This window comes from Sulfitobacter noctilucicola (genome assembly GCF_000622385.1).
GTDB classification, from domain to species: Bacteria; Pseudomonadota; Alphaproteobacteria; order Rhodobacterales; family Rhodobacteraceae; genus Sulfitobacter; species Sulfitobacter noctilucicola.
Genome location: NZ_JASD01000008.1, coordinates 121186 through 144822, shown reverse-complemented (window position 1 = coordinate 144822; position 23637 = coordinate 121186). Strand labels below are relative to the sequence as shown.

Genomic DNA, 23637 nt, shown 5'->3' with positions numbered 1-23637 from the left:
GGATTTTGTTGATTTATCAGGTGTTTGAACGAAAGCGAATATAAACGAACATTCGATCTTGACCGGTTGGTGGAACTATTGCCTATTGGGCGGCATCCTGAAGCTGGCGTTTCGGGCACAAAAAGTCGGGGGGAGGCTGTTTTGGATCAACGTGCAGATCACGACATTCTGGACCTGTTCGTCATCGGTGGCGGGATCAACGGCTGTGGCATCGCACGTGATGCGGTGGGCCGTGGCTTCACCGTTGAACTGGCCGAAATGAATGATCTGGCGTCTGCCACATCCTCTGCCTCAACCAAGCTCTTTCACGGCGGGTTGCGGTATCTTGAGTATTGGGAAGTCCGGCTTGTCCGTGAGGCGCTGGTCGAGCGGGAAACACTGCTAAAGGCCATGCCGCATATCTCTTGGCCGATGCGGTTCGTTCTGCCTTTCCATCCAGACATGCGGTTTGAGGGGGATACCCCCACATCAAAACTTCTGAATGTTGTGATGCCATGGATGAAAGGCCGCCGTCCCGCATGGCTGATCCGGCTGGGATTGTTCATGTACGACAATCTGGGCGGTCGTCAGATACTGAAAGGCACCACTTCGATCTCGTTGCGCGGCACGCCTGAAGGTAATCCGCTGCAGGATCGTTTTGAGAAAGCATATGAATATTCGGACTGCTGGATCGAAGACAGCCGTCTGGTTGTCCTGAATGCCCGCGATGCACAGGCGCGTGGTGCGCGTATCAATGTGCGCACCAAGGTCATCGCAGCCGAGCAAGTCAACGGCGTGTGGCAGGTGACACTAGAGGATCGCGATAACGGCCAGACCCGTCAGGTACGCGCGAAAATGCTGGTCAATGCGGGCGGGCCGTGGGTCGAGAACGTCATCCGCAACACCGTGCGCATCAATTCAAGCGAAGGTGTACGTCTTGTGCGGGGCAGTCACATCGTGACCCGCAAGCTATATGACCACGACAAGTGCTACTTCTTTCAGGGGGAAGATGGCCGGATCATCTTTACGATCCCTTACGAGAACGATTTCACGCTGATCGGCACGACCGATGCAGAACATACAGATGTCAGCGAAAAGCCGGTCTGCACACCGGAAGAACGTGATTATCTGCTGAATTTCGCGTCGAATTATTTTAAGAATCCGGTTACAGTCGATGATGTCGTCTGGACCTATTCGGGGGTGCGCCCGCTTTACGATGACGGGGCCAGCTCTGCCACGGCAGCGACGCGTGATTATGTGCTCAAGGTTGACCAGTCAGCCGGTGCGCCGATCCTGAACGTTTTTGGCGGCAAGATTACCACGTACCGCAAGCTGGCAGAATCCGCGCTGGAAAAGATCGTGCCATTCTTCGAAGAGGCCCGCGACCCCTGGACAGCGGGTGTGGCCCTGCCCGGGGGTGATTTTGCAGTCGATGGTGTTGATGCGCTGCGTGAGAAGCTTTGTGCGCAGTACTCATTCCTGTCCGAGCGCTGGGCGGCACGGTTGATCAAAGCCTACGGCACGGAGAGTTTTGATGTGTTGGGCGAAGCGAAAACAGCCGAGGATCTGGGACAGAACTTCGGTGCTGACCTGACTGCGCGTGAGGCCAACTGGCTGGTTGAGCGCGAGTTTGCCCGCAAGGCAGACGATATTGTGTGGCGGCGCTCAAAACTGGGGCTGCGTATGTCAGACGAAGAGATTGCATCACTGGAACAATGGCTCGCTGACCGCGCAGCCGAACAAGAACAACATAACGCGGTTTAAAACCGCGAAAGGGAGAGAGACATGTCACTTGTGCTGGAGGGGGTCTCCAAAGTCGTGAGCGGCCAGACCCATATCCATCCGACTGATCTGGAGCTGTCATCGGGAACGATGAACGTGCTTCTGGGTCCGACACTGTCGGGTAAGACGTCGCTGATGCGGATCATGGCGGGACTTGATGTGCCGAGCACGGGTCGCGTGATCTGGGGTGGTCAGGATGTGACCGGTATGCGCGTGCAAGACCGCGGCGTGGCGATGGTGTACCAGCAATTCATCAACTACCCGTCGATGAGCGTCTATGACAATATCGCAAGCCCGATGCGTCTGCTTGGCAAGTCGAAGGCCGAGATTGATGCGGCGGTGCGCAAGGCGGCTGACCTAATGCAACTGACGCCCATGCTGGACCGCAAGCCGCTGGAATTGTCAGGCGGTCAACAGCAGCGCTGTGCGCTGGCGCGGGCTTTGGTCAAGGACGCAGGATTGGTGTTGCTGGACGAGCCGCTGGCCAATCTCGACTACAAGCTGCGCGAGGAGTTGCGCGCCGAAATCCCGAAAATCTTTGAGGAGGCTGGTTCGATCTTTGTTTATGCCACCACGGAGCCGGAAGAGGCGTTGCTGCTGGGCGGCAACACAGCTGCGATGTGGGAAGGAAGCGTGACGCAGTTCGGTCCGACGCCAACTGTCTATCGCCAGCCGGTGGATGCAACCACGGCGCGGGTGTTTTCCGATCCACCGATGAATTTTCTGAACATCCGCAAGGCGGGCAACAGCCTGACGTTCGGCAACAGTCAGACAGCGCCGGCAACAGACGCATTCGCAGGGCTCGGGGATGGAGATTACCTCGCGGGGTTCCGGCCCAACCATCTGGAGCTGTCGCAGCACACGCCTGCCGCGCTTGAATTTACCGGCACGTTGGGTGTGACCGAGATCACCGGATCAGAAACTTTCGTGCATTTGGACCACCACGGCGAAAGCTGGGTCGGCTTGGTGCATGGTGTCAAGGATCTGACCATCGGGGAGGCGCTCAAAGTCTATCTGGACCCGCGTCACATCTACATTTTTGCCCAGGACGGCACGTCTGTCGCGGCTGCATCCTATGCAACCGCGGCCTGAGGAATAATCGCTATGGCAAAGATCACTTTGGACAATCTCGCACATTCCTATTTGCCTAATCCGGCAAGCGAGGATGATTATGCGCTCAAAGCGCTAAACCATGACTGGGTCGACGGCGAGGCCTATGCGCTTCTGGGCGCGTCGGGTTGTGGCAAGTCCACGCTTTTGAACATCATCTCGGGTCTGCTGCATCCCAGCCAAGGGCGCATTCTGTTTGACGGCAAGGACGTGACAAACGCCCCAACGACCGAACGTAACATCGCGCAGGTTTTCCAGTTTCCCGTGGTCTACGACACAATGACCGTGCGGGATAATCTGGCCTTCCCGCTGCGTAATCGCGGGGCAGACGCAGCATATGTTGCGCAGCGTGTGCAGCAGATTGCAGCGATGATCGGCATGGAAGACATGCTGAACCGCAAGGCGCGCGGGCTGACAGCAGATGCCAAACAGAAAATCTCGCTCGGGCGTGGGATGGTCCGCGAAGACGTGAACGCGCTCTTGTTTGACGAGCCGCTGACGGTGATCGATCCGCATATGAAGTGGGAGTTGCGTACGCAGCTCAAGTCGCTCCATCACGATTTTGGTCACACGATGATTTACGTGACGCACGACCAGACAGAGGCGCTGACCTTTGCCGACAAAGTCGCGGTGATGTTTGACGGGCGCGTTGTGCAGATGGGCACGCCGCAGGAGTTATTCGAGCGGCCTGAGCATACGTTCGTGGGATACTTCATCGGCTCGCCCGGCATGAACGTACTCGAAGCCGAAGTTGAGGGTGGCACGGCGATAATTGCGGGCACGCCTGTGGCGCTGGGGCGCGATTTTGGCACACCCTCCGGTAAGGTCGAGGTCGGAGTGCGCCCGGAGTTTACGGCGCTTGCAAGTGGTGATGCCGGTCTGCCCGTGACGATCAAACGGGTTGAGGACGTAGGCCGCCACAAGATTGTTAGGGCGGACTTCCAAGGGACCCAGATCAATGTGATCGCGCAAGAGGGTGCTGAGATTTCACCTGACATGACCCGCGTTACCTTCGATCCGGCAGGTGTGAACGTCTATGCGGACAGCTGGCGTGTGGCCCCCAAGGGAGAGACATCATGAACAAAACCGTCAATCAAAAAGCGTGGTTCCTGATCCTGCCAGTGCTCGTTCTTGTCGCGTTTTCTGCTGTTATCCCGTTGATGACAGTCGTGAATTATTCGGTGCAGGATACTTTCGGCAATAACCAGTTTTTCTGGGCGGGGCTTGAGTGGTTCGAGGAAATGATGTCATCCGAGCGGATGTGGGACGCGCTGGGCCGCCAGCTTGCGTTCTCAGCCATCATTCTGGCGATTGAAATACCATTGGGTATTTTCGTAGCGCTGAACATGCCCAAGTCGGGCTTCTGGGCGTCGCTCTGTCTGGTGCTGATGTCGCTCCCGTTGCTGATACCTTGGAACGTGGTCGGCACCATCTGGCAGATTTTCGGCCGCGTTGATATTGGCCTGTTGGGCTACACGCTGGATGCGATCGGGATTGATTACAACTATACGCAGAACTTCTATGCGGCGTGGATCACCGTCATTGTGATGGATGTCTGGCACTGGACGTCGCTGGTCGCCCTTTTGGCCTATGCCGGATTGCAGTCTATCCCGGATGCCTACTATCAGGCTGCCAAAATCGATCAGGCCAACCGTTGGAAAGTGTTCCGTTTCATTGAATTGCCCAAGATGATGGGCGTTTTGATGATCGCGATTCTGCTGCGGTTCATGGACAGCTTCATGATCTATACCGAGCCGTTTGTGGTTACAGGCGGGGGGCCGGGCAACTCTACCACCTTCCTGTCGATTGATCTGGTCAAAATGGCACTGGGGCAATTTGACCTTGGTCCTGCCGCCGCCTTCTCGATCATGTACTATCTGGTCATCCTGTTGATTTCATATGTGTTCTACACAGTCATGACGAACCTCGATAAAAGGGATGGCCACTGATGTCTGACGCAACTTCAAACGTCCGTCGCAACCCGAGGATCAAGGGCAGTGCAATTGTTATGGGGCTTTACCTGCTGTTCCTGCTGCTGCCGATCTATTGGCTGCTGAACATGAGCCTCAAGACCAATACAGAGATCCTCAACAGCTTTAGCCTGTGGCCACAGAATCTGACGTTCGACAATTATCTGACGATCCTCACGGACGCGTCGTGGTACACCGGATACCTCAATTCGATGGCCTACGTTGTCATGAATATGGTCATCTCGCTGGCGGTCGCCTTGCCGGCGGCCTATGCCTTCAGCCGCTACAGCTTTCTGGGCGACAAGCATCTGTTTTTCTGGCTGCTGACCAACCGGATGGCCCCGCCTGCGGTTTTCGCGCTGCCGTTTTTCCAGCTCTATTCATCCGTGGGTCTGTTCGACACACACATCGCGGTGGCGCTGGCGCATTGTCTATTCAATGTGCCGCTGGCTGTGTGGATTTTGGAAGGGTTCATGCGCGGCGTGCCTAAGGAAATCGATGAGACGGCCTATATCGATGGCTACTCGTTTCCGCGTTTCTTTGTGCAGATTTTCACACCGCTCGTGGCGTCGGGTATCGGGGTAACGGCGTTTTTCCTCTTTATGTTCTCATGGGTGGAATTGCTGTTGAGCCGGACACTGACAAGTGTGGATGCAAAACCTATCGCCGCGACCATGACCCGCACAGTGGGGGCCGCGGGTATCGACTGGGGCGTGTTGGCGGCGGCTGGCGTGCTGACGATCGTGCCGGGGGCTTTGGTCATTTATTTCGTGCGCAATTACATCGCCAAGGGCTTTGCCCTGGGCCGCGTTTAAGAAGGGGAGAAAGACATGGAATGGATGGCATGGACATGGCCGACGGCCCTTTTCTTCGGGATCATCGCGGTCACGCTGATCACCTTCACAATGCTGGCGATCAAATACCCAGAGGTGCCGCGTAACGGAGTCCTGGGGATCGAAACGACGCGGGGTGATCGCTTGTTCATCACGCTGCTGGGCTCTGCCTTTATCAATTTGGCATGGCTTGGGTTGCTCAGCGCGCCGCAATGGGGTGCGCTGGTCGTCTGCTTTTTCTACGCCTTGGCAGTCTTTCGCTGGGTCTGAGGAAAGCCGAACGGGTGCGCGGCCTGCAAGAGCCGTTCATCCATAACTGTTCTATTTGGGAGGAACAAAAATGAACTTGCGATTAAAGGGAACCACGGCGATTGCGCTGGCGACATGTATGTTTGCCGCACCCGCATTTGCCGACATGGAGGCCGCAAAGGCTTTCCTTGATAGTGAGATCGGCGAGATGTCGACACTGTCACGTGCGGACCAGGAAGCGGAGCTGCAGTTCTTTGTGGATGCAGCAGAGCCGTACAAGGGCATGGAAATCAATGTGGTGTCCGAGACCATCGGCACGCATGAATACGAGGCCAACGTTCTGGCACCCGCATTCGAAGCAATCACAGGTATCAAGGTTACACATGACCTGATCGGTGAGGGCGATGTTGTCGAAAAACTGCAAACACAGATGCAGTCGGGCGAGAACATCTATGACGCCTATATCAACGATTCCGACCTGATCGGCACGCACTGGCGTTACCAGCAGGCACGCAACCTGACCGACTGGATGGCGGGTGAGGGTGCTGCAGTGACCAACCCGAACCTCGACTTGGAAGATTTCATCGGTCTGTCGTTCACCACCGGTCCTGATGGCAAAGTCTATCAGTTGCCCGACCAGCAGTTCGCGAACCTCTATTGGTTCCGCTACGATTGGTTCAACGACGAACAGAACAAAGCGGACTTCAAAGAGAAGTACGGCTACGACCTTGGTGTGCCGGTCAACTGGACCGCGTACGAAGACATCGCCGAGTTCTTTACCGGTCGCGACCTGTCGCGGATGGGTGTCGAAGGCGAAGTCTTTGGCAACATGGACTACGGCAAGAAAGACCCGTCACTGGGTTGGCGGTATACTGATGCGTGGATGTCCATGGCTGGCATGGGCGACGTCGGTGAGCCGAACGGTCTGCCTGTGGACGAATGGGGCATCCGTGTGAACGAAAATTCACAGCCCGTTGGTTCCTGTGTGGCACGTGGTGGCGCAACCAATGGTCCGGCTGCTGTCTATGCGGTGACCAAGGCGATTGAATGGCTGCAAAAGTACTCGCCCCCTGCGGCGGCCGGTATGACGTTCTCTGAAGCGGGTCCAATCCCTGCGCAGGGCAATGTTGCACAGCAGATGTTCTGGTACACCGCCTTTACCGCCGCGTCGGTAGAGCCTGATCTGCCTGTGATGAACGAGGACGGCACGCCCAAGTGGCGCATGGCCCCATCCCCGCACGGTGCATATTGGACCGAAGGCACCAAGATCGGCTATCAGGATGCCGGTTCATGGACGCTGATGAAATCCACACCGGTGGACCGCGCACAGGCCGCATGGCTTTATGCGCAGTTCGTCACATCCAAAACGGTAGACGTAAAGAAAAGCCACGTTGGTCTGACATTCATTCGTGAATCCACGATCCAGCACGAGAGCTTTACAGAGCGCGCGCCGAAACTGGGTGGTCTGGTGGAATTCTACCGCTCGCCTGCACGTGTTCAGTGGTCACCAACCGGTACAAACGTACCTGATTATCCCAAGCTGGCTCAGCTGTGGTGGCAGAACATCGGCGACGCAATGTCCGGTGCAAAGACACCTCAGGAAGCGCTGGATTCGCTTTGCGCAGATCAGGAAAAGGTTCTAATCCGTCTTGAGCGCGCAGGCGTACAGGGGGATCTGGGTCCGGTCATGAACGAAGAGCGTGACGCGGAGTACTGGTTGTCGCAGCCCGGTTCGCCAAAAGCGAAACTGGCGAACGAGGACGAAGAGCCCAAGACCATCGCTTATGACGAGTTGATCAAATCCTGGCAGTAAACCAGATTTGAGAGACCGATCCGGGGCCCATCTTGTGGGCCCCGGAAATCTAGATTTTCAATCCGATATTTGCGGGGGCACCCATGACTCATGTTCTTGCCATTGACCAGGGCACCACATCGTCGCGCACGATTGTGTTTGATGCCGGGTTACATCCCATCGCGAGCGCGCAGGAAGAATTTCCGCAGCACTTTCCACAGTCAGGTTGGGTAGAGCATGACCCCGCCGACCTTTGGGATACCACGCTGCGCACCTGCCGCGGGGCGCTGGAAAAAGCGGAACTGCAGGCGGTAGACATCGCAGCCATCGGTATCACCAACCAGCGCGAAACCGTCATTGTCTGGGACAAGACAACGGGTGAGCCAGTTTATAATGCCATCGTTTGGCAGGACCGCCGCACAGCGGACACGTGCCGCCAGCTGCGAGAGGCCGGACACGAAGAGATAATTATCGAGCGGACAGGGCTGCTGCTGGACCCATATTTTTCAGGCACCAAACTGAAGTGGATTCTCGAGAGTGTTGATGGCGTAGGTACGCGCGCCGCCGAAGGTGATTTGCTCTTCGGAACGGTCGACTGTTTCCTGATCTGGAAACTGACTGGCGGCAAGGTTCACGCCACAGATGCCACCAATGCTGCACGCACGATGCTTTACGATATACGCAAAGGGCGTTGGAGCACGACTATTTGCGAAATGCTGGGCATTCCGATGTCGATGCTGCCCGAGGTCAAAGACTGCGCGGCTGATTTTGGCGTCACCGAAAAAAGCTTGTTGGGTGGCGAGATCCCGATCCACGGTGTTGCAGGTGATCAGCAAGCAGCAACCGTCGGGCAGGCCTGCTTCGAGCCGGGGATGCTCAAATCCACCTACGGCACCGGATGTTTTGCGCTCATGAATACCGGAGAGACACCGGTGGTTTCTAAAAACCGGCTGCTTACAACAATCGCCTACCAGCTGGACGGCAAGCCCACATACGCGTTGGAAGGCTCGATCTTTGTTGCTGGTGCCGTGGTGCAATGGTTGCGTGACGGTTTGCAGATCATCAAAGATGCCAGTGAAACTCAGGCTTTGGCCGAGTCGGCTGACCCCAAGCAGAACGTGGTGCTGGTGCCCGCCTTTGTGGGGTTGGGCGCGCCGTATTGGAACCCAGACTGTCGCGGGGCTGTCTATGGTTTGACACGCGCCACAGGTCCCGCAGAGATGGCGAAAGCGGCGCTTGAAAGCGTTGGTTTCCAGACACGCGACTTGCTGGAAGCGATGTCAGCGGATTGGAAAACTGACGGCGTGCAACCCACGCTAAGAGTAGATGGTGGCATGGTTGCGAGCGATTGGGCGATGCAATTCCTGTCTGACATAATCGGTGCCGAAGTTGACCGCCCGAAGGTGCAGGAGACCACTGCACTCGGTGTGGCGTGGCTCGCCGGGATGCATGCGGGCGTCTATCCGGACCGAGAGACCTTCGCAGCGACATGGGCGCAAGACAGGCAGTTCGCACCAGCGATGGATGAGGACACCCGTACCGAGAAATATTCAGTCTGGAAGCGGGCCATTCAGGCCACGCTGAGCGTATAAATGAGATTTTCCTACTTGAGTCCGTCGGCACTGCATTTCGGTCGCGGGCAGCGCCACCAGACGGTTGAGCTTGCCCGGACCTACGGCGCCACGATTCTGATCGTGCACGGCTCCAACGCAGCGCGTGCGCAGTGGCTGCTCAGCGCGTTTGAGGGCGCTGGCTTAAACCCGGATACAGTTGCCTGCCATAATGAACCCAGTCTTCCGCAGATCGAAGAAGCCGTCGCCCAATTCAGGTCGCATCCACCGGACGTCGTGATAGGCCTTGGTGGCGGGTCAGTGATGGATTCTGCCAAAGCGTTGGCGGCGCTCATACCGTCAAGTGGACCTGTATTGGCCTATCTGGAAGGGGTCGGAGAGGGGCGTGCGCTTGAGCATCCTCCCATCCCGATGATTGCTTTGCCTACTACTGCGGGCACCGGTTCGGAAGTCACAAAAAATGCGGTGGTCGCAGTCCCTGACCAAGGCGTCAAAGTAAGCCTGCGCGATCCCCGTATGATACCGGATGCCGCAATTATTGACCCTGATCTGATGCAGGGCGCACCACGTACAGTAGCGCTTGCCGCCGGGTTGGACGCCGTCACTCAGGTGATCGAACCGTATCTTACCCTCAAGGCGAACCCCATGACAGATGCGCTCGCAGCCGCAGCGATCCCCGAAGGTCTTGGCGCATTGCGCAAAGTGGTAGAAAGCGACAGCGCAGAGGCTTGGGACAAATTGGCATGGGTCAGCACCTGTGGCGGTCTGGCTTTGGCTAACGCGGGGCTGGGGGCCGTACACGGTTTCGCCGGTGTGATCGGGGGGCAAACAGGCGCGCCCCATGGCGAGGTCTGTGGCACGCTGTTGCCTGCGGTGCTCCGCTCGCATCTGGCTCACGCTGAAGCAGGCACAGAAATCGCGCGGCGTGTCGCGTGGGTAAATGACCGGATCGAAGAGCAGTTCGAGGGCGGCATAGGCGGACTGGCGCAATGGTCGCGCGACATGGGCCTGCGCGGATTGGGGGCGATGGGTTTGTCGCCAGACCAATACCACAACATTGCAGAGAAATCTGGCAAAGCGTCTTCCATGAAAGGTAATCCTTTCACGTTATCAAACGCAGAACTTGTCGAGATTCTCGCCGCATCGGCTTGAAAAGCGAAAGGCCCGACGTTGGAAACGCCGAGCCTTTTTTATCTGTATCACAACGTGTGGGACTGCCGTCCGATTCAAAGGTTTGGATACATCGGAAACTTGGCACAAAGCGCTTCAACTTCGGCTTTCACCTTGGCCTCAACCGCTGCGTTGCCTTCTTCGCCATTCGCGGCCAACCCGTCGACGACTTCGATGATCCAATCGGCAATCTGGCGGAACTCGGCTTCTTTGAAGCCGCGCGTTGTGCCCGCGGGGGAACCTAGACGGATACCGGACGTGACCGTAGGCTTTTCAGGGTCAAATGGCACACCGTTCTTGTTGCAGGTGATGTGCGCGCGGCCCAGAGCCTTATCGGTCGTGTTGCCCTTTACGCCTTTGGGGCGCAGGTCAACCAGCACCACGTGGGTGTCTGTACCGTGTGTAACCGTATCCAACCCGCCTTTGATCAGTTGATCGGACAATGCCTGGGCGTTTTTGATGACCTGCTGGATGTAGGTTTTGAACTCGGGCCGCAGTGCTTCGCCAAAGGCCACTGCCTTACCTGCGATGACGTGCATCAACGGGCCACCCTGAATACCGGGGAAGATGGCAGAGTTGAACTTTTTCGCCAGCGCCTCGTCATTGGTGAGGATCATCCCCCCGCGTGGTCCGCGCAGTGTTTTGTGCGTGGTGGTGGTTGCCACATGGGCATGCGGGAAAGGGGACGGATGCTCACCCGCTGCCACGAGGCCTGCGAAGTGCGCCATATCAACGTGCAGATAGGCCCCGACTGAATCTGCGATCTCGCGCATGCGGGCAAAATCAATCTGTCGCGGAATGGCCGAACCACCTGCGATAATCATCTTTGGCTGATGCTCGGTCGCAAGTTCCTGCACCTGATCGTAGTCCAGCAGGTTGTCCTGCTTGCGTACGCCGTACTGGATTGCATTAAACCATTTGCCTGACTGGTTTGGCTTGGCCCCGTGAGTCAGGTGACCACCAGCGTCGAGGGACATACCGAGGATCGTATCGCCGGGCTGCAGCAGCGCCTGAAACACACCTTGGTTCGCTTGGGAGCCCGAATTCGGCTGTACGTTTGCAAAGTCGCATTCGAACAATTTGCAGGCGCGTTCAATGGCGAGGTTTTCAGCCACATCGACCCACTCACATCCGCCATAGTAGCGCCGTCCCGGATAACCTTCGGCGTATTTGTTCGTCATGACCGAACCCTGTGCCTCAAGAACAGCAGCTGAGACGATGTTTTCGGAGGCGATCAGCTCAATCTCGTTACGCTGGCGGCCCAGCTCACCAGTGATGGCGGACATCACATCCGGGTCGGTGTCGGCAAGCGAGGCTGTGAAGAAGTCATTCATCGTAGGATTCCTATTCAGGCAGATTTTGCCGTTTCGTATCGGAAACGGCACTGAGCGTGAAGGCGTGAAAGCGACGCAGCTAAAGATATGTGCGGCAGCGCTGGTGATGATTGGTGGAATGTGTTTGTCTGAGGGGAACTTGCGGCACATCGGAAACATCTATGTCATTGAAAATATCTTTCGCGGCCAGCCGCGCGGCGGTGGCCCAGACAGCGCGGGCCGCATTGATCGGACGCTATGGCGATGTGCCAGCTGATGAAGCGGACGTGATCGTCGCACTGGGCGGGGACGGGTTCATGTTGCAGACCTTGCATGACACCCAGGCCTTGCCGGCACCTGTCTACGGCATGAACCGGGGGACCATCGGGTTCTTGATGAACGTCTACGCTGAAGGTGATCTGGTCGAGCGTCTGGAACAGGCGGAGCGTGCGGTCATCAACCCGCTGGCGATGAAAGCCGTACATATGGATGGCACGGTGTCCGAGGCGCTGGCGATCAACGAGGTCGCTTTGCTGCGCGAAGGTCCACAGGCGGCCAAGCTGCAAATTCGTGTGGACGGGCGGCTAAGGCTCGAAGAGCTGGTTTGTGATGGCGCGCTTGTGGCCACTCCGGCGGGATCGACGGCATATAACTATTCGGCGCATGGCCCCATTCTGCCAATTGGCGCGGATGTGCTTGCGTTGACTGCGATGTCGGCGTTCCGGCCAAGGCGCTGGCGCGGTGCATTACTGCCCAAGGCGGCGGTTGTGCAGTTCGACGTTCTGGAGCCGGAAAAGCGGCCTGTGATGGCGGATGCTGATGGAAAGTCGCACCGTGATGTTATCACGGTTGAAATCCGGTCAGAACCTTCGATCGAACACGCTATTCTGTTTGATCCGGGCCATGGACTGGAAGAGCGGCTGATCTCAGAACAATTCACCTGAAGGCCGGGCGGGCAGACCACGGCAAATAAGGGCAGATAGCGTGCTATCCCTGCCAATCCCCCATTCCATCTGGCGCGGCTTCCGTCCGAATCTCACACCTTTCGGCGCGTGGCAATTTCCCGCTTACACGCAGGCTTTCGTGAGGCCTTTCTTCTTAGGCCGAAGGAACCAGTTGAGGCATCTGAGTGTTCTATCAGTGAAGGGTCGACGCAGAGAATGCAAAGACCGCAAACACAAATTGAAAGGATGCCAAAATGAATTGGGATACAGTCAAAGGTAAATGGGGTCAGATGACCGGTGAAGTGAAATCCAAGTGGGGCGAGCTGACCGACGACGAGATCACCGAAGCAGAAGGCGACCGTGAAAAGCTGGTCGGCAAAATTCAGGAACGTTACGGTATCGCGAAAGATGAAGCCGAGCGTCAGGTAGACGAGTTTGCAGCAAAATTCTGATCTACCGAACTGAGTATAGAAATGGGTGGCTTTTCAGCCGCCCATTTTTTTGCATCTACATGGTTCAATCGAGGGTAAAGAGCTCTTGCCGGTCAGTGACACCGCGCATCCGGTACTGGCCCAAAGAAACCAGATCCTTACGGCTATCGCTCAATGGGGCTGCAACAGCCGATGAAATAACGATGGTCTGATCAACTGCGCTGCACATTCCAAGAATGCGTGCCGTTGTATTTACCGCAGGGCCGATCACTGTAAAATCGAGCCGTGTTTTGCCACCGATATTTCCGTAGTGTACGTCACCCGCGTGCAGGGCGAGTGTAAAGCCCGTTGTCGGCATTTCATCTGCCTCGCGTCGTTTATTGATTTCATCGAAGGTGTCACGCAACTCAGCAGCAGCTTCGACGGCGACCCGACCTGCGTCGTCCACGGCGTTCAGATCAAAGATCGCCAGCATACCGTCACCCATAAATTTGAGCACGTTGCCGCCATTTTTTTCCACCACATCAACGGCTTCGGCAAAATAGTCATTCAGCAATTCGATGATCGCCGTACCGGGCAGGGTTTCGGACAGCTTTGTGAAGCCTTGCAGATCGAAATACCAGATGACCGCCGACAGGGTCTCGGAAGAGCCCCGCATGATGTCGCCAGACAACACACGTCTGCTGGCGTCGCGCCCCAGATAGGCCGCAGTAATATCTTCGGCCATCAGACGGTTCGCACCGCATTTCAGCGTAAGACACAGAGAGGGCAAAAGCGCACGCATGCCGTCAAGCTGCGCATCGGTAAATCCACCGGGCGCATCTGTGCTTAAAGAGATTATCATGCCCTCTTCGGTCCGCATCGGGTTGCTTGCCGCGGAATGATCCGTTCGCAGGAAGAACCGTTTCGTGGCAAAGTATTCCGTCGCACCTTGCGCGCGCAGATCATCGTAAATCGGGAATTCCCGTTCGGGGTCCACGACATCAAGCTTTTGACGTAGCTCCGCAATGGGGTGGGTCACAAGATAATAGATCGGGCTGCGCAAGTAATCGTCCGGCGCACTTTGTCCCCGTTGGTAAGACAGTTTTTCATTGCCGTCTTCGCGGTGCCAGCGAAACGCAACGGTCCCGATTTCTGGGTGATGGGCACGAACGGTCATGTTTACCCGCAAAAGTGGAATACCGGCATCGACCAGCCGAAAGCAGCATTCGTTCAGCCATGTTTCGACCGCAGTATTTTCCAGTCCTTGCTGGATCAGCCAGTTCGTCAGGTCGGCCAAGGCAGCCGTCATCTTAAAATCTTCTGATGCCGGTGCTGCCATGGCGGGCCTCATTGCGGTGCGCGATTACTCCGTAGCATAACCGATTTTCTGCAGCGCTGCCTTTATTTCGTTCAACACTTCAGGATCGTCGATTGTTGCAGGCAATTTGAATTCAGCACTGTCGGCGATCTTGACCATCGTGGCCCGCAGGATTTTGCCGGAGCGTGTCTTGGGCAAACGGTCCACCACCAGCGCAGTCTTGAAGGCTGCGACGGGTCCGATCTGGTCACGAATGCGTTTGACACATTCGGCAGCAATCTCCTCGTGGGGCCTGTTCACACCGTTGGACAAACAGACAAAACCAATTGGCGCTTGGCCCTTGAGCTGATCCCCCGCACCGATTACCGCGCATTCTGCAACGTCAGGATGGCCTGCAAGTACTTCTTCCATGGCACCGGTCGACAGACGGTGACCGGCGACATTGATGACATCATCGGTCCGCGCCATGATGTAGAGGTATCCGTCCTCGTCTATCATGCCTGCATCACCCGTCTCGTAATAGCCGGGAAAGGTTGTGAGATAGGATTTGATGTAGCGCTGTGTTGCATTCCAAAGGGTGGGCAGAGTGCCGGGGGGCAGGGGCAGCTTGATCGCAATCGCGCCCAGCTCGCCAGGTTTTTGCGGATGTCCTGCTTCGTCAAGAATATGCACGTCATAGCCCGGCATCGGGACAGTAGGTGAACCGATTTTTACCGGCAGCGCCTCAAGCCCTGCAGGGTTGCCCGCGATCGTATAACCCGTTTCAGTCTGCCACCAATGGTCATAGACCGGCTTGCCCAACTTGTCCTGTGCCCATTCGATCGTGTCTGGATCGGCGCGTTCACCTGCAAGGTACAGCGCACGCAGGCCGCTCAAGTCATATTTCTTGATGAACTCCCCTTTCGGGTCTTCACGTTTGACGGCGCGGATCGCGGTAGGCGCGGTAAAGAAGGATTTGACGTCATGCTCTTCGATGATCCGCCAGAAAGTGCCTGCGTCGGGGGTGCCAATCGGCTTGCCTTCGAACACAACGGTCGTGTTGCCGTGGATCAGCGGCGCATAGCAGATGTAGGAGTGTCCCACGACCCAGCCGACATCCGATGCGGCCCAGAAGACTTCGCCGGGATCCACATTGTAGATGTTTTTCATTGTCCAGTTCAGCGCGACCAGATGGCCACCCGTCGCCCGCACAACGCCCTTGGGTGCACCTGTCGTACCAGAGGTATAGAGAATATAGGCCGGAAAGTTGCCGGGAACCGGATAGATGGCCGCTGGCAAACAGCCGCGCTGCGCTTCGTACCAGTCCAGATCGCGGCCTTCGATCATATCGCACTTATGCTCTTCGCGTTGCAGGATCACACAGAAATCCGGCAGGTGCTTGGCCATCTGGATGGCCCCGTCCAGCAAGGGTTTGTATTCAACGATGCGGTTCGGTTCCAGCCCGCAAGACGCCGCGATAATCGCGCGGGGTTTGCAATCGTCGATGCGCACGGCAAGTTCTGCTGCAGCAAAGCCGCCAAAAACAACCGAGTGGATTGCGCCGATGCGCGCACAGGCCAGCATCGCCTCTATCGCCTGAGGGATCATAGGCATGTAAATGATGACGGTGTCACCCTTGCCGACACCACGTGCAAGCAGCGCACCGGCCAGATAGGCGACGCGATCCTTCAGCTCGTTGTAGGTAATCTTTTCAATTTTGCCGGTGATCGGGCTGTCGTGAATGATGGCTAGCTGATTGCCACGCCCGTTCTCTACGTGACGGTCAACCGCGTTGTAGCAGCCGTTGACCATGCCGTCAGAATACCACTCGAACAATCCGTCACCATGCTCGAACAGCGCTTTGCTGGGCGGTGTCTCCCAATCAATCGCCTTGGACTGCTCCATCCAGTAGGCTTCAGGGTCACGCTGCCAGCGTTCGTACGTTTCACGGTAAGTGGTCATCTGTTGTCTCCTCGCCCGGTCTTTTTTCACTATTGTTCTTTTGTTAGGCAGTAGGGGGGCATGGGGCAAGCCTGCTGGCAACACCGTGGTCCAGCCCTGATAGGAAATTATCGGGCTGCCCCTGTCAGGGAGTCACGATATTTACAGTCGGCAAGGCCTTGGGGCCGCTAAGGTGCCAAAGCGGAATTTCCGAATTCACGTGCGTTTGATCTGTTATCGGGGCCGCGTCATGCTAGATACATCCCCAGTAACCTGTTCTGTCGGAGATTCTGTTATGCGTTCCATGTCCCTTCTCAGCCTTTGCATCGCGGCTTGCGCCGGGTCGGCCTTGCCATTGGCGGCGCAGGAGCGGTCCTTCAATTTCGCGCTGGGTGCTGCGGTAACAGCAACACCCGACTACCTTGGATCAGGCAACCGCGAAGCGGGCGGTAAGGTCATTTTCAAGTTCGGCGAGCTGAACTTTGGCGGACGCAGCTTTGGCACCGCTATTGGCGAAGTTCCTGACAACGGCGTCTCCGTCGGTGGCGCGTTTCGCTTTTTAGGAGAGCGCGATGCGGAAGATAACCCAGAGCTCGCTGGCCTGACGGATATCGACGCGGCGGTCGAACTGGGCTTGGGTGTCACATACCGTCAGACAAACTGGCTTGCCTTTGGCGAAGTCCGCCAAGGTTTTGGTGGCCACGATGGCGTCACCGGTACACTGGGCGCAGACCTGATCATGCGCCCGACCGACCGTTGGACAGTAACTGCCGGCCCACGCCTTAACCTTGGGAACAGCAACTTTGCGAACACGTACTACGGCGTCAGTGCAGCCGATGCCGGTACATCCGGTTTTGGTGCGTTCGATGCCGAAGGTGGTCTGCTTGGTGCGGGGCTGCAGGTTGGCGCAAGCTACCGCATGACGGAAAAGTGGACGATGGATTGGGTTCTCAGCTATGAAAAGCTGATGAACGATGCGGCGGACAGCCCTATCACCATGGGCGGTTCAGAAGATCAGCTCAACGTCAGCTTCGGCTTGAGCAGGGCTTTCACGTTGCGCTTCTAAGCGCAGCGCTGCCCTGAACCTTACCCGTAATGATCAACTGGGGTGCCGGCGATGGCCCCCACGTTCAGCAATCCGCGCGCCGTGATCGATGGCGACACGATGTGCGCACGGTTGCCCATGCCCATTAGAATTGGCCCGACTTCCAGCCCGCCGCCTTTCATCTTGAGGATGTTACGCACCGCCGAAGCCGCGTCGGCATGTCCGAAAATCAGAACATTTGCTGCACCCTCCATCCGGTTGCCGGGCAGCAGGCGTTCACGCAATTCCGCATCCAGCGCGGTGTCGATGTTCATCTCGCCTTCGTAAGTGAAATCCGCTTCTTCTTTGTCCAACAGACGAATAGCCGCACGCAAGCGTCCCCCTGTTCCCTCACCCTGATTGCCAAACTGGGACTGGGAGCAGAAAGCGATCTTGGGCTGGATACCGAAGCGGCGGACGTGACGCGCAGCACCGCGGGCAATTTCGGCAATCTGTTCGGGATTGGGGTGCAGATTGACCTGCGTATCAGCGATGAACAATGGACCGTCTTCAAGGATCATCATCGACAGGGCGCCGTGCGGGCGCAGACCGTTCCGGCCCAAGACCTGATTGACGTAATTGAGGTGCCAATGGAATTCACCGAAGGTGCCGCATATCATGCTGTCCGCTTCGCCGCGGTGCACCATGACAGCCGCAATCGCCGTTGAATTGGTCCGCATCACGGCCTTCGCGATGTCGGGAGACACACCCCGTCGCGCCATTAGTCCTTGATAGGTCTCCCAATAATCGCGGTAACGGGGGTCGTTTTCCGGATTAACCAGATCGACGTTTTCGCCGATACGCAGGTTCAGGCCGGCTTGTTCAATCCGTCGCTCAATTACCTCCGGACGGCCAATCAAGATCGGCGTCTCAACGGTTTCTTCGATGATCGCCTGTGCGGCACGCAATACGCGTTCGTCCTCACCTTCCGCAAAGACCAGTTTGCGCGGTGAGGTGCGTGCGGCTTCGAATACAGGCCGCATAAAAAGGGCCGACTTAAAGACAGAACCATCCAGCTTGAGTTTGTAGGCATTCAGATCATCGACAGGTCGCGTTGCCACACCTGTCTCCATCGCCGCTTTGGCAACGGCGGAAGACACCACCCCGATCAGGCGCGGATCAAACGGCTTGGGGATCAGATATTCAGGTCCAAAGGTCATCGCCTCACCCTGATAGGCGGCAGCGGCTTCGGCAGAGGTTGTGGCACGAGCCAGCGCCGCAATACCGTCAATGCAGGCAATCTGCATCTCGTCGTTGATGGTCGTAGCGCCGACATCCAAAGCACCGCGAAAGATGAATGGAAAGCACAGTACATTATTGACCTGATTGGGAAAATCCGAACGCCCTGTTGCAATGATCGCATCGGGTGCAACAGCGCGGGCCAGATCGGGAAGGATTTCAGGTGTCGGATTTGCCAGCGCAAAGATGATCGGTGCCTTCGCCATCTTCCCGACCATCTCGGGGCTTAGGACACCGGGGCCCGAGAGGCCCAGAAACAGATCCGCATCAGGGATCACATCATCAAGCGTGCGTAGATCGGTGCGTTGCGCGAACTCGGACTTGATCGGGTTCATATCGACCTCTCGTCCTTCGTAGACAAGGCCGTTTATGTCGCAGAGCCAGACGTTCTCCCGTTTCACGCCAAGTTTTAGAAGCATATTTAGGCACGCGATTCCTGCAGCACCGCCACCGGTTGATACGATTTTGATGTCTTCAAACTTCTTGCCAGTGACGTGCAGCGCATTGGTGACAGCTGCACCTACCACGATGGCCGTTCCGTGTTGGTCATCGTGAAAAACGGGGATGTTCATCCGTTCACGACACAATCGTTCAACGATAAAACAATCGGGTGCTTTGATGTCCTCCAGATTGATTGCGCCGAAGGTAGGGCCCAGTGCGCAGACGATGTCCGCAAGTTTTTCCGGGTCGCTTTCGTCCACCTCGATATCGAAACAGTCGATATTGGCGAACTTTTTGAACAGCACCGCTTTGCCTTCCATCACCGGCTTGGACGCGAGTGGGCCTATATTTCCAAGGCCCAGAACCGCTGTGCCGTTGGTCACAACCGCGACAAGGTTGCCGCGCGAGGTGTAGGTCGCGGCCGTTGACGGATCGCTTTTGATCTCTAGGCAGGCTTCGGCCACACCGGGCGAATAGGCGCGGGCAAGGTCGCGTCCGTTTGCCAGCGGCTTGGTGGCGCGGATCTCGAGTTTGCCCGGTTTCGGGAAGGCATGATAGTCAAGTGCGGCCTGACGCAAATTGGGCGTATCGGACATCTGTTGAAGCTCCCTAAAATTATAGTTTAGCGTTAAACTAATTATTCAGTCACGTCTCGTGCAATTTTCGACCCCTATTCAGGGCGTTGCTCGCGTGTTTTATCGTCACAGGCTATTTGCAAAAATCGTCAATGGGAAGCAGGCGCCCATTTGCCCCTCGAATCTTTCTATTCCTTTTCCTATAGTTTCGACAATAAGGGGGCTTCATGAGCGATAATCTACGACAACTGGCGGAGGCTGTGCGTGCACGCGCCTATGCGCCATATTCCGGTTTTCAGGTCGGGGCGGCGATCGTCGGGGCGTCTGGCACGACCTACGTCGGCTGCAACGTCGAAAACGCGGCATACCCGGAAGGGACCTGCGCCGAAGCCGGAGCAATCGCTGCGATGATTGCGGGCGGTGATACCAGACTTACAGAAGTCTACGTGATCGCGGGCAGTGCGCATCCTGTACCGCCCTGTGGTGGATGCCGGCAAAAGCTGGCGGAATTCGGCAACGGTGAAGTCCCTGTTACGATGGCAACAATGGACGGTGCGGAACAGCGGATGACAATTGCCGATCTGCTGCCGGGGGCGTTCGATGCCGCCTTTATGGAAGGATAACCCATGGACGCGCGGGCCATTCTGGCAAAGCTGCGGCACAAGCAAACGCCGACTAAAGAAGAACTTGCGTGGATGGCGCATGGCCTCGCTGATGGCACCATAACTGACGCTCAAGCCGGAGCGTTTGCCATGGCTGTTTGTCTGAACGGTCTAAGCGATGTCGGGCGCGTGGCGTTGACGATTGCGATGCGCGATTCAGGCCGCGTGCTGCACTGGGATGTCGACGGTCCTGTTCTGGACAAACACTCTACCGGCGGAATTGGCGATTGCGTGAGCCTTTTGCTCGCACCGGCGCTGGCTGCCTGTGGTGCCTATGTTCCGATGATATCGGGGCGCGGATTGGGCCACACGGGCGGGACGCTCGACAAGCTCGAAGCGATCCCCGGCGTCAACACGCATTTGTCCGAGGCAGAGCTCAAAGGCATCGTCCGACAGGTGGGCTGCGCCATCGTCGGGGCTACCTCCGACATCGCGCCTGCCGACAAGCGGCTTTATGCCGTGCGTGACAACTCATCGACGGTCGATTCACTTGATCTGATTACCGCGTCCATCCTGAGCAAGAAACTCGCCGCGGGCATTGATGGTCTGGTGCTGGATGTGAAGGTCGGCAGCGGAGCCTTTATGAAGACATTGGCGGAAGGGCAGGCGCTTGCCGAAGCTTTGACCAAGACGGCAAATGCTTCAAAGTGCCGGACGACTGCAGTCATCAGCGATATGAGCCAGCCATTGGTGCCGAGCGTCGGCAATGCGTTGGAAGTTGCCGAGGTTATGCGGCTTCTGACCGGCAATGGTCGTGGACCGATTGTGGATGTTGCAGCCGCTTTGGGCGGGGTGCTCCTGGCAAATTCGGGGCTTGCCCAAGACGTGCAGGAAGGCGCTGATGCGGTTGTGCACGCGATCCGCAAGGGCTACGCGGCAGAGCGGTTTGCGCGGATGTTGTCTGCGCTTGGTGGTCCGGTGAATTTTGTAGATGACTGGCGGCGGTTCCTGCCCGAGGCGACGGTGATCCGGCAGGTCAATGCGGTACAAGACGGATATGTGGCCCGCATCGACGGTCAGGCGCTGGGGTGGGCCGTTGTCGGTCTGGGCGGTGGCCGGATGTATGAAGAGGACCGGATAAATCCCGCTGTCGGCATATCGGATGTGGTGCGCCTTGGAACGCAGGTCAAAAAGGGTCAGACATTGGCGGTTGTTCACGCCGTGCGCTCCGATCAGGCAGATGCGGCTGTCCGGGACACACTGCAGGCGATTACGCTGTCGGGGTCGCGGCCCAAGGTGCCGGATCAAATTCTCGAACGGGTAGGCTGATGCCACGTGCTTTTCTGGTGGTGATGGATTCCGTCGGTATCGGTGGTGCGCCTGAAGCTGATCAATTCTTTAATGGTGACGTGCCAGACACGGGTGCCAATACGTTGGGCCATATCATCAAAGCTTGCGCAGACGGTCTTGCCGAAGAAGGGCGCAGCGGTCCGCTTCGTATCCCAAATCTGATGCAGCTTGGTATGGGGCAGGCGCTGGCGCTTGCTGTGGGCGATGATGTGCCGTCATCGGAAACGTCGGGTGCCTGGGGCGCTGCAACTGAAGTGTCGCGCGGCAAGGATACACCGTCAGGTCACTGGGAATTGGCGGGCCTCCCTGTGCCGTGGGACTGGCACTATTTCCCCGACACCCGCCCCGCTTTCCCGAAAGAGCTTAGCGCATTGGTTGCGAAGGCGGCTGGCACCGACGGAATACTGGGCAATTGTCATGCGTCAGGTACGCAGATCATCGAAGAATTGGGCCAGCGCCATTTAGAGACGGGCTGGCCGATTTGCTATACATCCGCGGACAGCGTGTTCCAGATCGCCGCACATGAAGAAAGTTTCGGTCTGGATCGGCTTTTGTCGCTATGCGAGGCCATAGCGCCCCGCCTGCATGAGATGAAAGTCGGTCGTGTGATTGCGCGGCCCTTTATAGGGAGCGAAGGCAAGTTCGAGCGCACCTCCCACCGTAAGGATTTCGCCATTCCTTTGCCTGCACCCGTCCTGACCGACTGGGTCCAGAGAGCAGGGGGGCATGTTTATGCCGTTGGGAAGATTGGCGATATCTTCTCCATGCAGGGCATTGACGAGGTGGTGAAAGGAAGTGACGCCGAATTAATGAAGCGGCTCGGACATCTGATCGATACCGCGGTAGACAGCTCGCTGACCTTCGCCAATTTCGTTGAATTCGACAGCCTTTATGGCCATCGCCGCGATGTTTCCGGGTATGCCAGACATCTTGAGTGGTTTGACGCGCAGATCGGTCCCATGATTAACGCGTTGCGACACGATGACGTCATGCTCATTACAGCGGACCACGGCAACGATCCGACATGGATCGGAACCGATCACACCCGCGAGCGCGTACCGGTATTGGTGGCAGGAACGGCGCCGCAGAAGCTGGGATTGATCGGGTTCAAGGACGTCGCCGCGCTGATTGCGGCTCATTTGATGGTGGATGCAAACCCATCTTCGTGAGGTTGGCTGAAAAGAACCTGCCGGGCGCTTGCGAAGAACGCTGTTTCGCGTAAGAACGAAAAGAAACCGAGGGAAATGCTGCCAAATGTCCGATCTAGATGAACACGTAACTCATGTGAACCACCCGCTGGTGCAGCACAAGCTGACCATCATGCGGGACAAGGAAACGCCGACGGCTGTATTCCGTCAGCTTCTGCGCGAGATTTCGCAGCTTTTGGCATACGAGGTGACGCGGGGTCTGCCCATGACCACCAAGCGGATCGACACGCCTATGCAGGCGATGGATGCGCCGACCTTGGACGGCAAAAAGCTTGCGCTGATTTCGATCCTTCGTGCTGGTAATGGGCTTCTTGATGGTGTTCTGGAACTGATCCCCTCTGCTCGGGTAGGTTTTGTTGGGCTTTACCGCGATGAAGAAACGCTTGAGCCTGTTCAGTATTATTTCAAAGTTCCTGAGGGGCTGGATGACCGTTTGGTGATTGCTGTTGATCCCATGCTGGCGACCGGCAACTCGTCAGTCGCTGCGATTGACCTGCTCAAGCAAGCAGGGGCAACAAATATCCGCTTTCTGTGTCTGCTTGCGGCACCTGAGGGAATCGCACGGATGAAAGAGGCCCATCCGGATGTACCGATCGTGACAGCAGCGATTGACGAGGCGTTAAATGATGTCGGATATATCATTCCAGGCCTTGGCGATGCCGGTGATCGCATGTTTGGGACCAAATAAGGACCGCTGAAGGCGGCAATAAGAGCCTCTGCGCTGGACTTGCAGTCTGCGCTGGGGCATCTTCGGCTATATGTTGTGTGGGGGCA

At 57.0% G+C, this 23637-nt stretch carries 20 protein-coding genes; 16 read left to right on the top strand and 4 right to left on the bottom strand.

Going from position 1 to position 23637, the window contains the following annotated elements; genetic code table 11:
- The first annotated feature begins 141 nt into the window (after positions 1 to 141).
- The 9 genes from glpD (at position 142) to Z946_RS0104100 (ending at position 10438) form a co-directional block, all read left to right on the top strand.
- Positions 142 to 1743: a glycerol-3-phosphate dehydrogenase gene (gene glpD, locus Z946_RS0104140; RefSeq protein WP_025054476.1), complete on the top strand. Its 1602-nt coding sequence runs from the start codon at positions 142 to 144 to the stop codon at positions 1741 to 1743.
- 21 nt (positions 1744 to 1764) lie between these two features.
- Positions 1765 to 2853 (top strand): ABC transporter ATP-binding protein, encoded by a 1089-nt coding sequence (locus Z946_RS0104135; RefSeq protein ID WP_025054475.1) that lies wholly within the window; start codon positions 1765 to 1767, stop codon positions 2851 to 2853.
- 12 nt (positions 2854 to 2865) lie between these two features.
- Entirely contained in the window at positions 2866 to 3951 is a 1086-nt protein-coding gene (locus Z946_RS0104130) for an ABC transporter ATP-binding protein (protein WP_025054474.1), read from the top strand.
- Complete coding sequence (locus Z946_RS0104125; protein WP_025054473.1) at positions 3948 to 4820, top strand: carbohydrate ABC transporter permease; 873 nt, start codon at positions 3948 to 3950, stop codon at positions 4818 to 4820. Before Z946_RS0104130 ends, Z946_RS0104125 begins: the two co-directional genes overlap by 4 nt.
- A complete protein-coding gene (locus Z946_RS0104120; RefSeq protein WP_025054472.1) occupies positions 4820 to 5656 on the top strand; it encodes a carbohydrate ABC transporter permease in 837 nt (278 codons plus the stop codon). Before Z946_RS0104125 ends, Z946_RS0104120 begins: the two co-directional genes overlap by 1 nt.
- 15 nt (positions 5657 to 5671) lie before the next feature.
- On the top strand, positions 5672 to 5944 hold the full coding sequence (locus Z946_RS0104115; RefSeq protein WP_025054471.1) for a DUF2160 domain-containing protein: 273 nt from the start codon (positions 5672 to 5674) through the stop codon (positions 5942 to 5944).
- A gap of 70 nt (positions 5945 to 6014) precedes the next feature.
- The gene (locus Z946_RS0104110; protein WP_025054470.1) at positions 6015 to 7736 is read left to right on the top strand and encodes an ABC transporter substrate-binding protein; all 1722 of its coding nucleotides are present in this window, start codon (positions 6015 to 6017) and stop codon (positions 7734 to 7736) included.
- Between the two features lie 83 nt (positions 7737 to 7819).
- Complete coding sequence (glpK, locus tag Z946_RS0104105; protein ID WP_025054469.1) at positions 7820 to 9307, top strand: glycerol kinase GlpK; 1488 nt, start codon at positions 7820 to 7822, stop codon at positions 9305 to 9307.
- The gene (locus Z946_RS0104100) at positions 9308 to 10438 is read left to right on the top strand and encodes an iron-containing alcohol dehydrogenase (RefSeq protein WP_025054468.1); all 1131 of its coding nucleotides are present in this window, start codon (positions 9308 to 9310) and stop codon (positions 10436 to 10438) included.
- Positions 10439 to 10512: 74 nt separating this feature from the next.
- Here the strand turns inward: Z946_RS0104100 and glyA are convergent, their stop codons facing one another.
- Positions 10513 to 11790 (bottom strand): serine hydroxymethyltransferase, encoded by a 1278-nt coding sequence (gene glyA / locus Z946_RS0104095; protein ID WP_025054467.1) that lies wholly within the window; start codon positions 11788 to 11790, stop codon positions 10513 to 10515.
- A 161-nt stretch (positions 11791 to 11951) separates the two neighbouring features.
- Between glyA and Z946_RS0104090 the strand changes: the two genes are divergently transcribed.
- Together Z946_RS0104090 and Z946_RS0104085 are read left to right on the top strand one after the other, a co-directional pair.
- Complete coding sequence (locus Z946_RS0104090) at positions 11952 to 12713, top strand: NAD kinase (RefSeq protein WP_025054466.1); 762 nt, start codon at positions 11952 to 11954, stop codon at positions 12711 to 12713.
- Between the two features lie 254 nt (positions 12714 to 12967).
- On the top strand, positions 12968 to 13165 hold the full coding sequence (locus Z946_RS0104085) for a CsbD family protein (RefSeq protein ID WP_025054465.1): 198 nt from the start codon (positions 12968 to 12970) through the stop codon (positions 13163 to 13165).
- Between the two features lie 64 nt (positions 13166 to 13229).
- Here the strand turns inward: Z946_RS0104085 and Z946_RS0104080 are convergent, their stop codons facing one another.
- Positions 13230 to 14465, bottom strand: coding sequence for an adenylate/guanylate cyclase domain-containing protein (locus tag Z946_RS0104080; protein ID WP_025054464.1), 1236 nt, complete (start codon positions 14463 to 14465; stop codon positions 13230 to 13232).
- A 24-nt stretch (positions 14466 to 14489) separates the two neighbouring features.
- Positions 14490 to 16385, bottom strand: a complete 1896-nt coding sequence (locus tag Z946_RS0104075; RefSeq protein WP_025054463.1) for an AMP-binding protein — start codon at positions 16383 to 16385, stop codon at positions 14490 to 14492.
- Positions 16386 to 16614: 229 nt separating this feature from the next.
- Here Z946_RS0104075 and Z946_RS0104070 point away from each other — a divergent pair, with 229 nt between their 5' ends.
- A complete protein-coding gene (locus Z946_RS0104070) occupies positions 16615 to 17430 on the top strand; it encodes a MipA/OmpV family protein (RefSeq protein WP_081780774.1) in 816 nt (271 codons plus the stop codon).
- A gap of 20 nt (positions 17431 to 17450) precedes the next feature.
- Here Z946_RS0104070 and Z946_RS0104065 read toward each other — a convergent pair whose 3' ends face one another.
- Positions 17451 to 19724 (bottom strand): NADP-dependent malic enzyme, encoded by a 2274-nt coding sequence (locus Z946_RS0104065; protein WP_025054461.1) that lies wholly within the window; start codon positions 19722 to 19724, stop codon positions 17451 to 17453.
- A 206-nt stretch (positions 19725 to 19930) separates the two neighbouring features.
- Between Z946_RS0104065 and Z946_RS0104060 the strand changes: the two genes are divergently transcribed.
- The 4 genes from Z946_RS0104060 (at position 19931) to upp (ending at position 23551) form a co-directional block, all read left to right on the top strand.
- A complete protein-coding gene (locus tag Z946_RS0104060) occupies positions 19931 to 20326 on the top strand; it encodes a cytidine deaminase (RefSeq protein ID WP_025054460.1) in 396 nt (131 codons plus the stop codon).
- 3 nt (positions 20327 to 20329) lie between these two features.
- A complete protein-coding gene (locus tag Z946_RS0104055) occupies positions 20330 to 21634 on the top strand; it encodes a thymidine phosphorylase (RefSeq protein WP_025054459.1) in 1305 nt (434 codons plus the stop codon).
- Positions 21634 to 22824, top strand: a complete 1191-nt coding sequence (locus Z946_RS0104050; protein WP_025054458.1) for a phosphopentomutase — start codon at positions 21634 to 21636, stop codon at positions 22822 to 22824. The genes Z946_RS0104055 and Z946_RS0104050 overlap by 1 nt, the downstream gene beginning before the upstream one ends.
- An 85-nt stretch (positions 22825 to 22909) precedes the next feature.
- Positions 22910 to 23551, top strand: coding sequence for a uracil phosphoribosyltransferase (upp, locus tag Z946_RS0104045; RefSeq protein ID WP_025054457.1), 642 nt, complete (start codon positions 22910 to 22912; stop codon positions 23549 to 23551).
- Positions 23552 to 23637 lie beyond the last annotated feature (86 nt).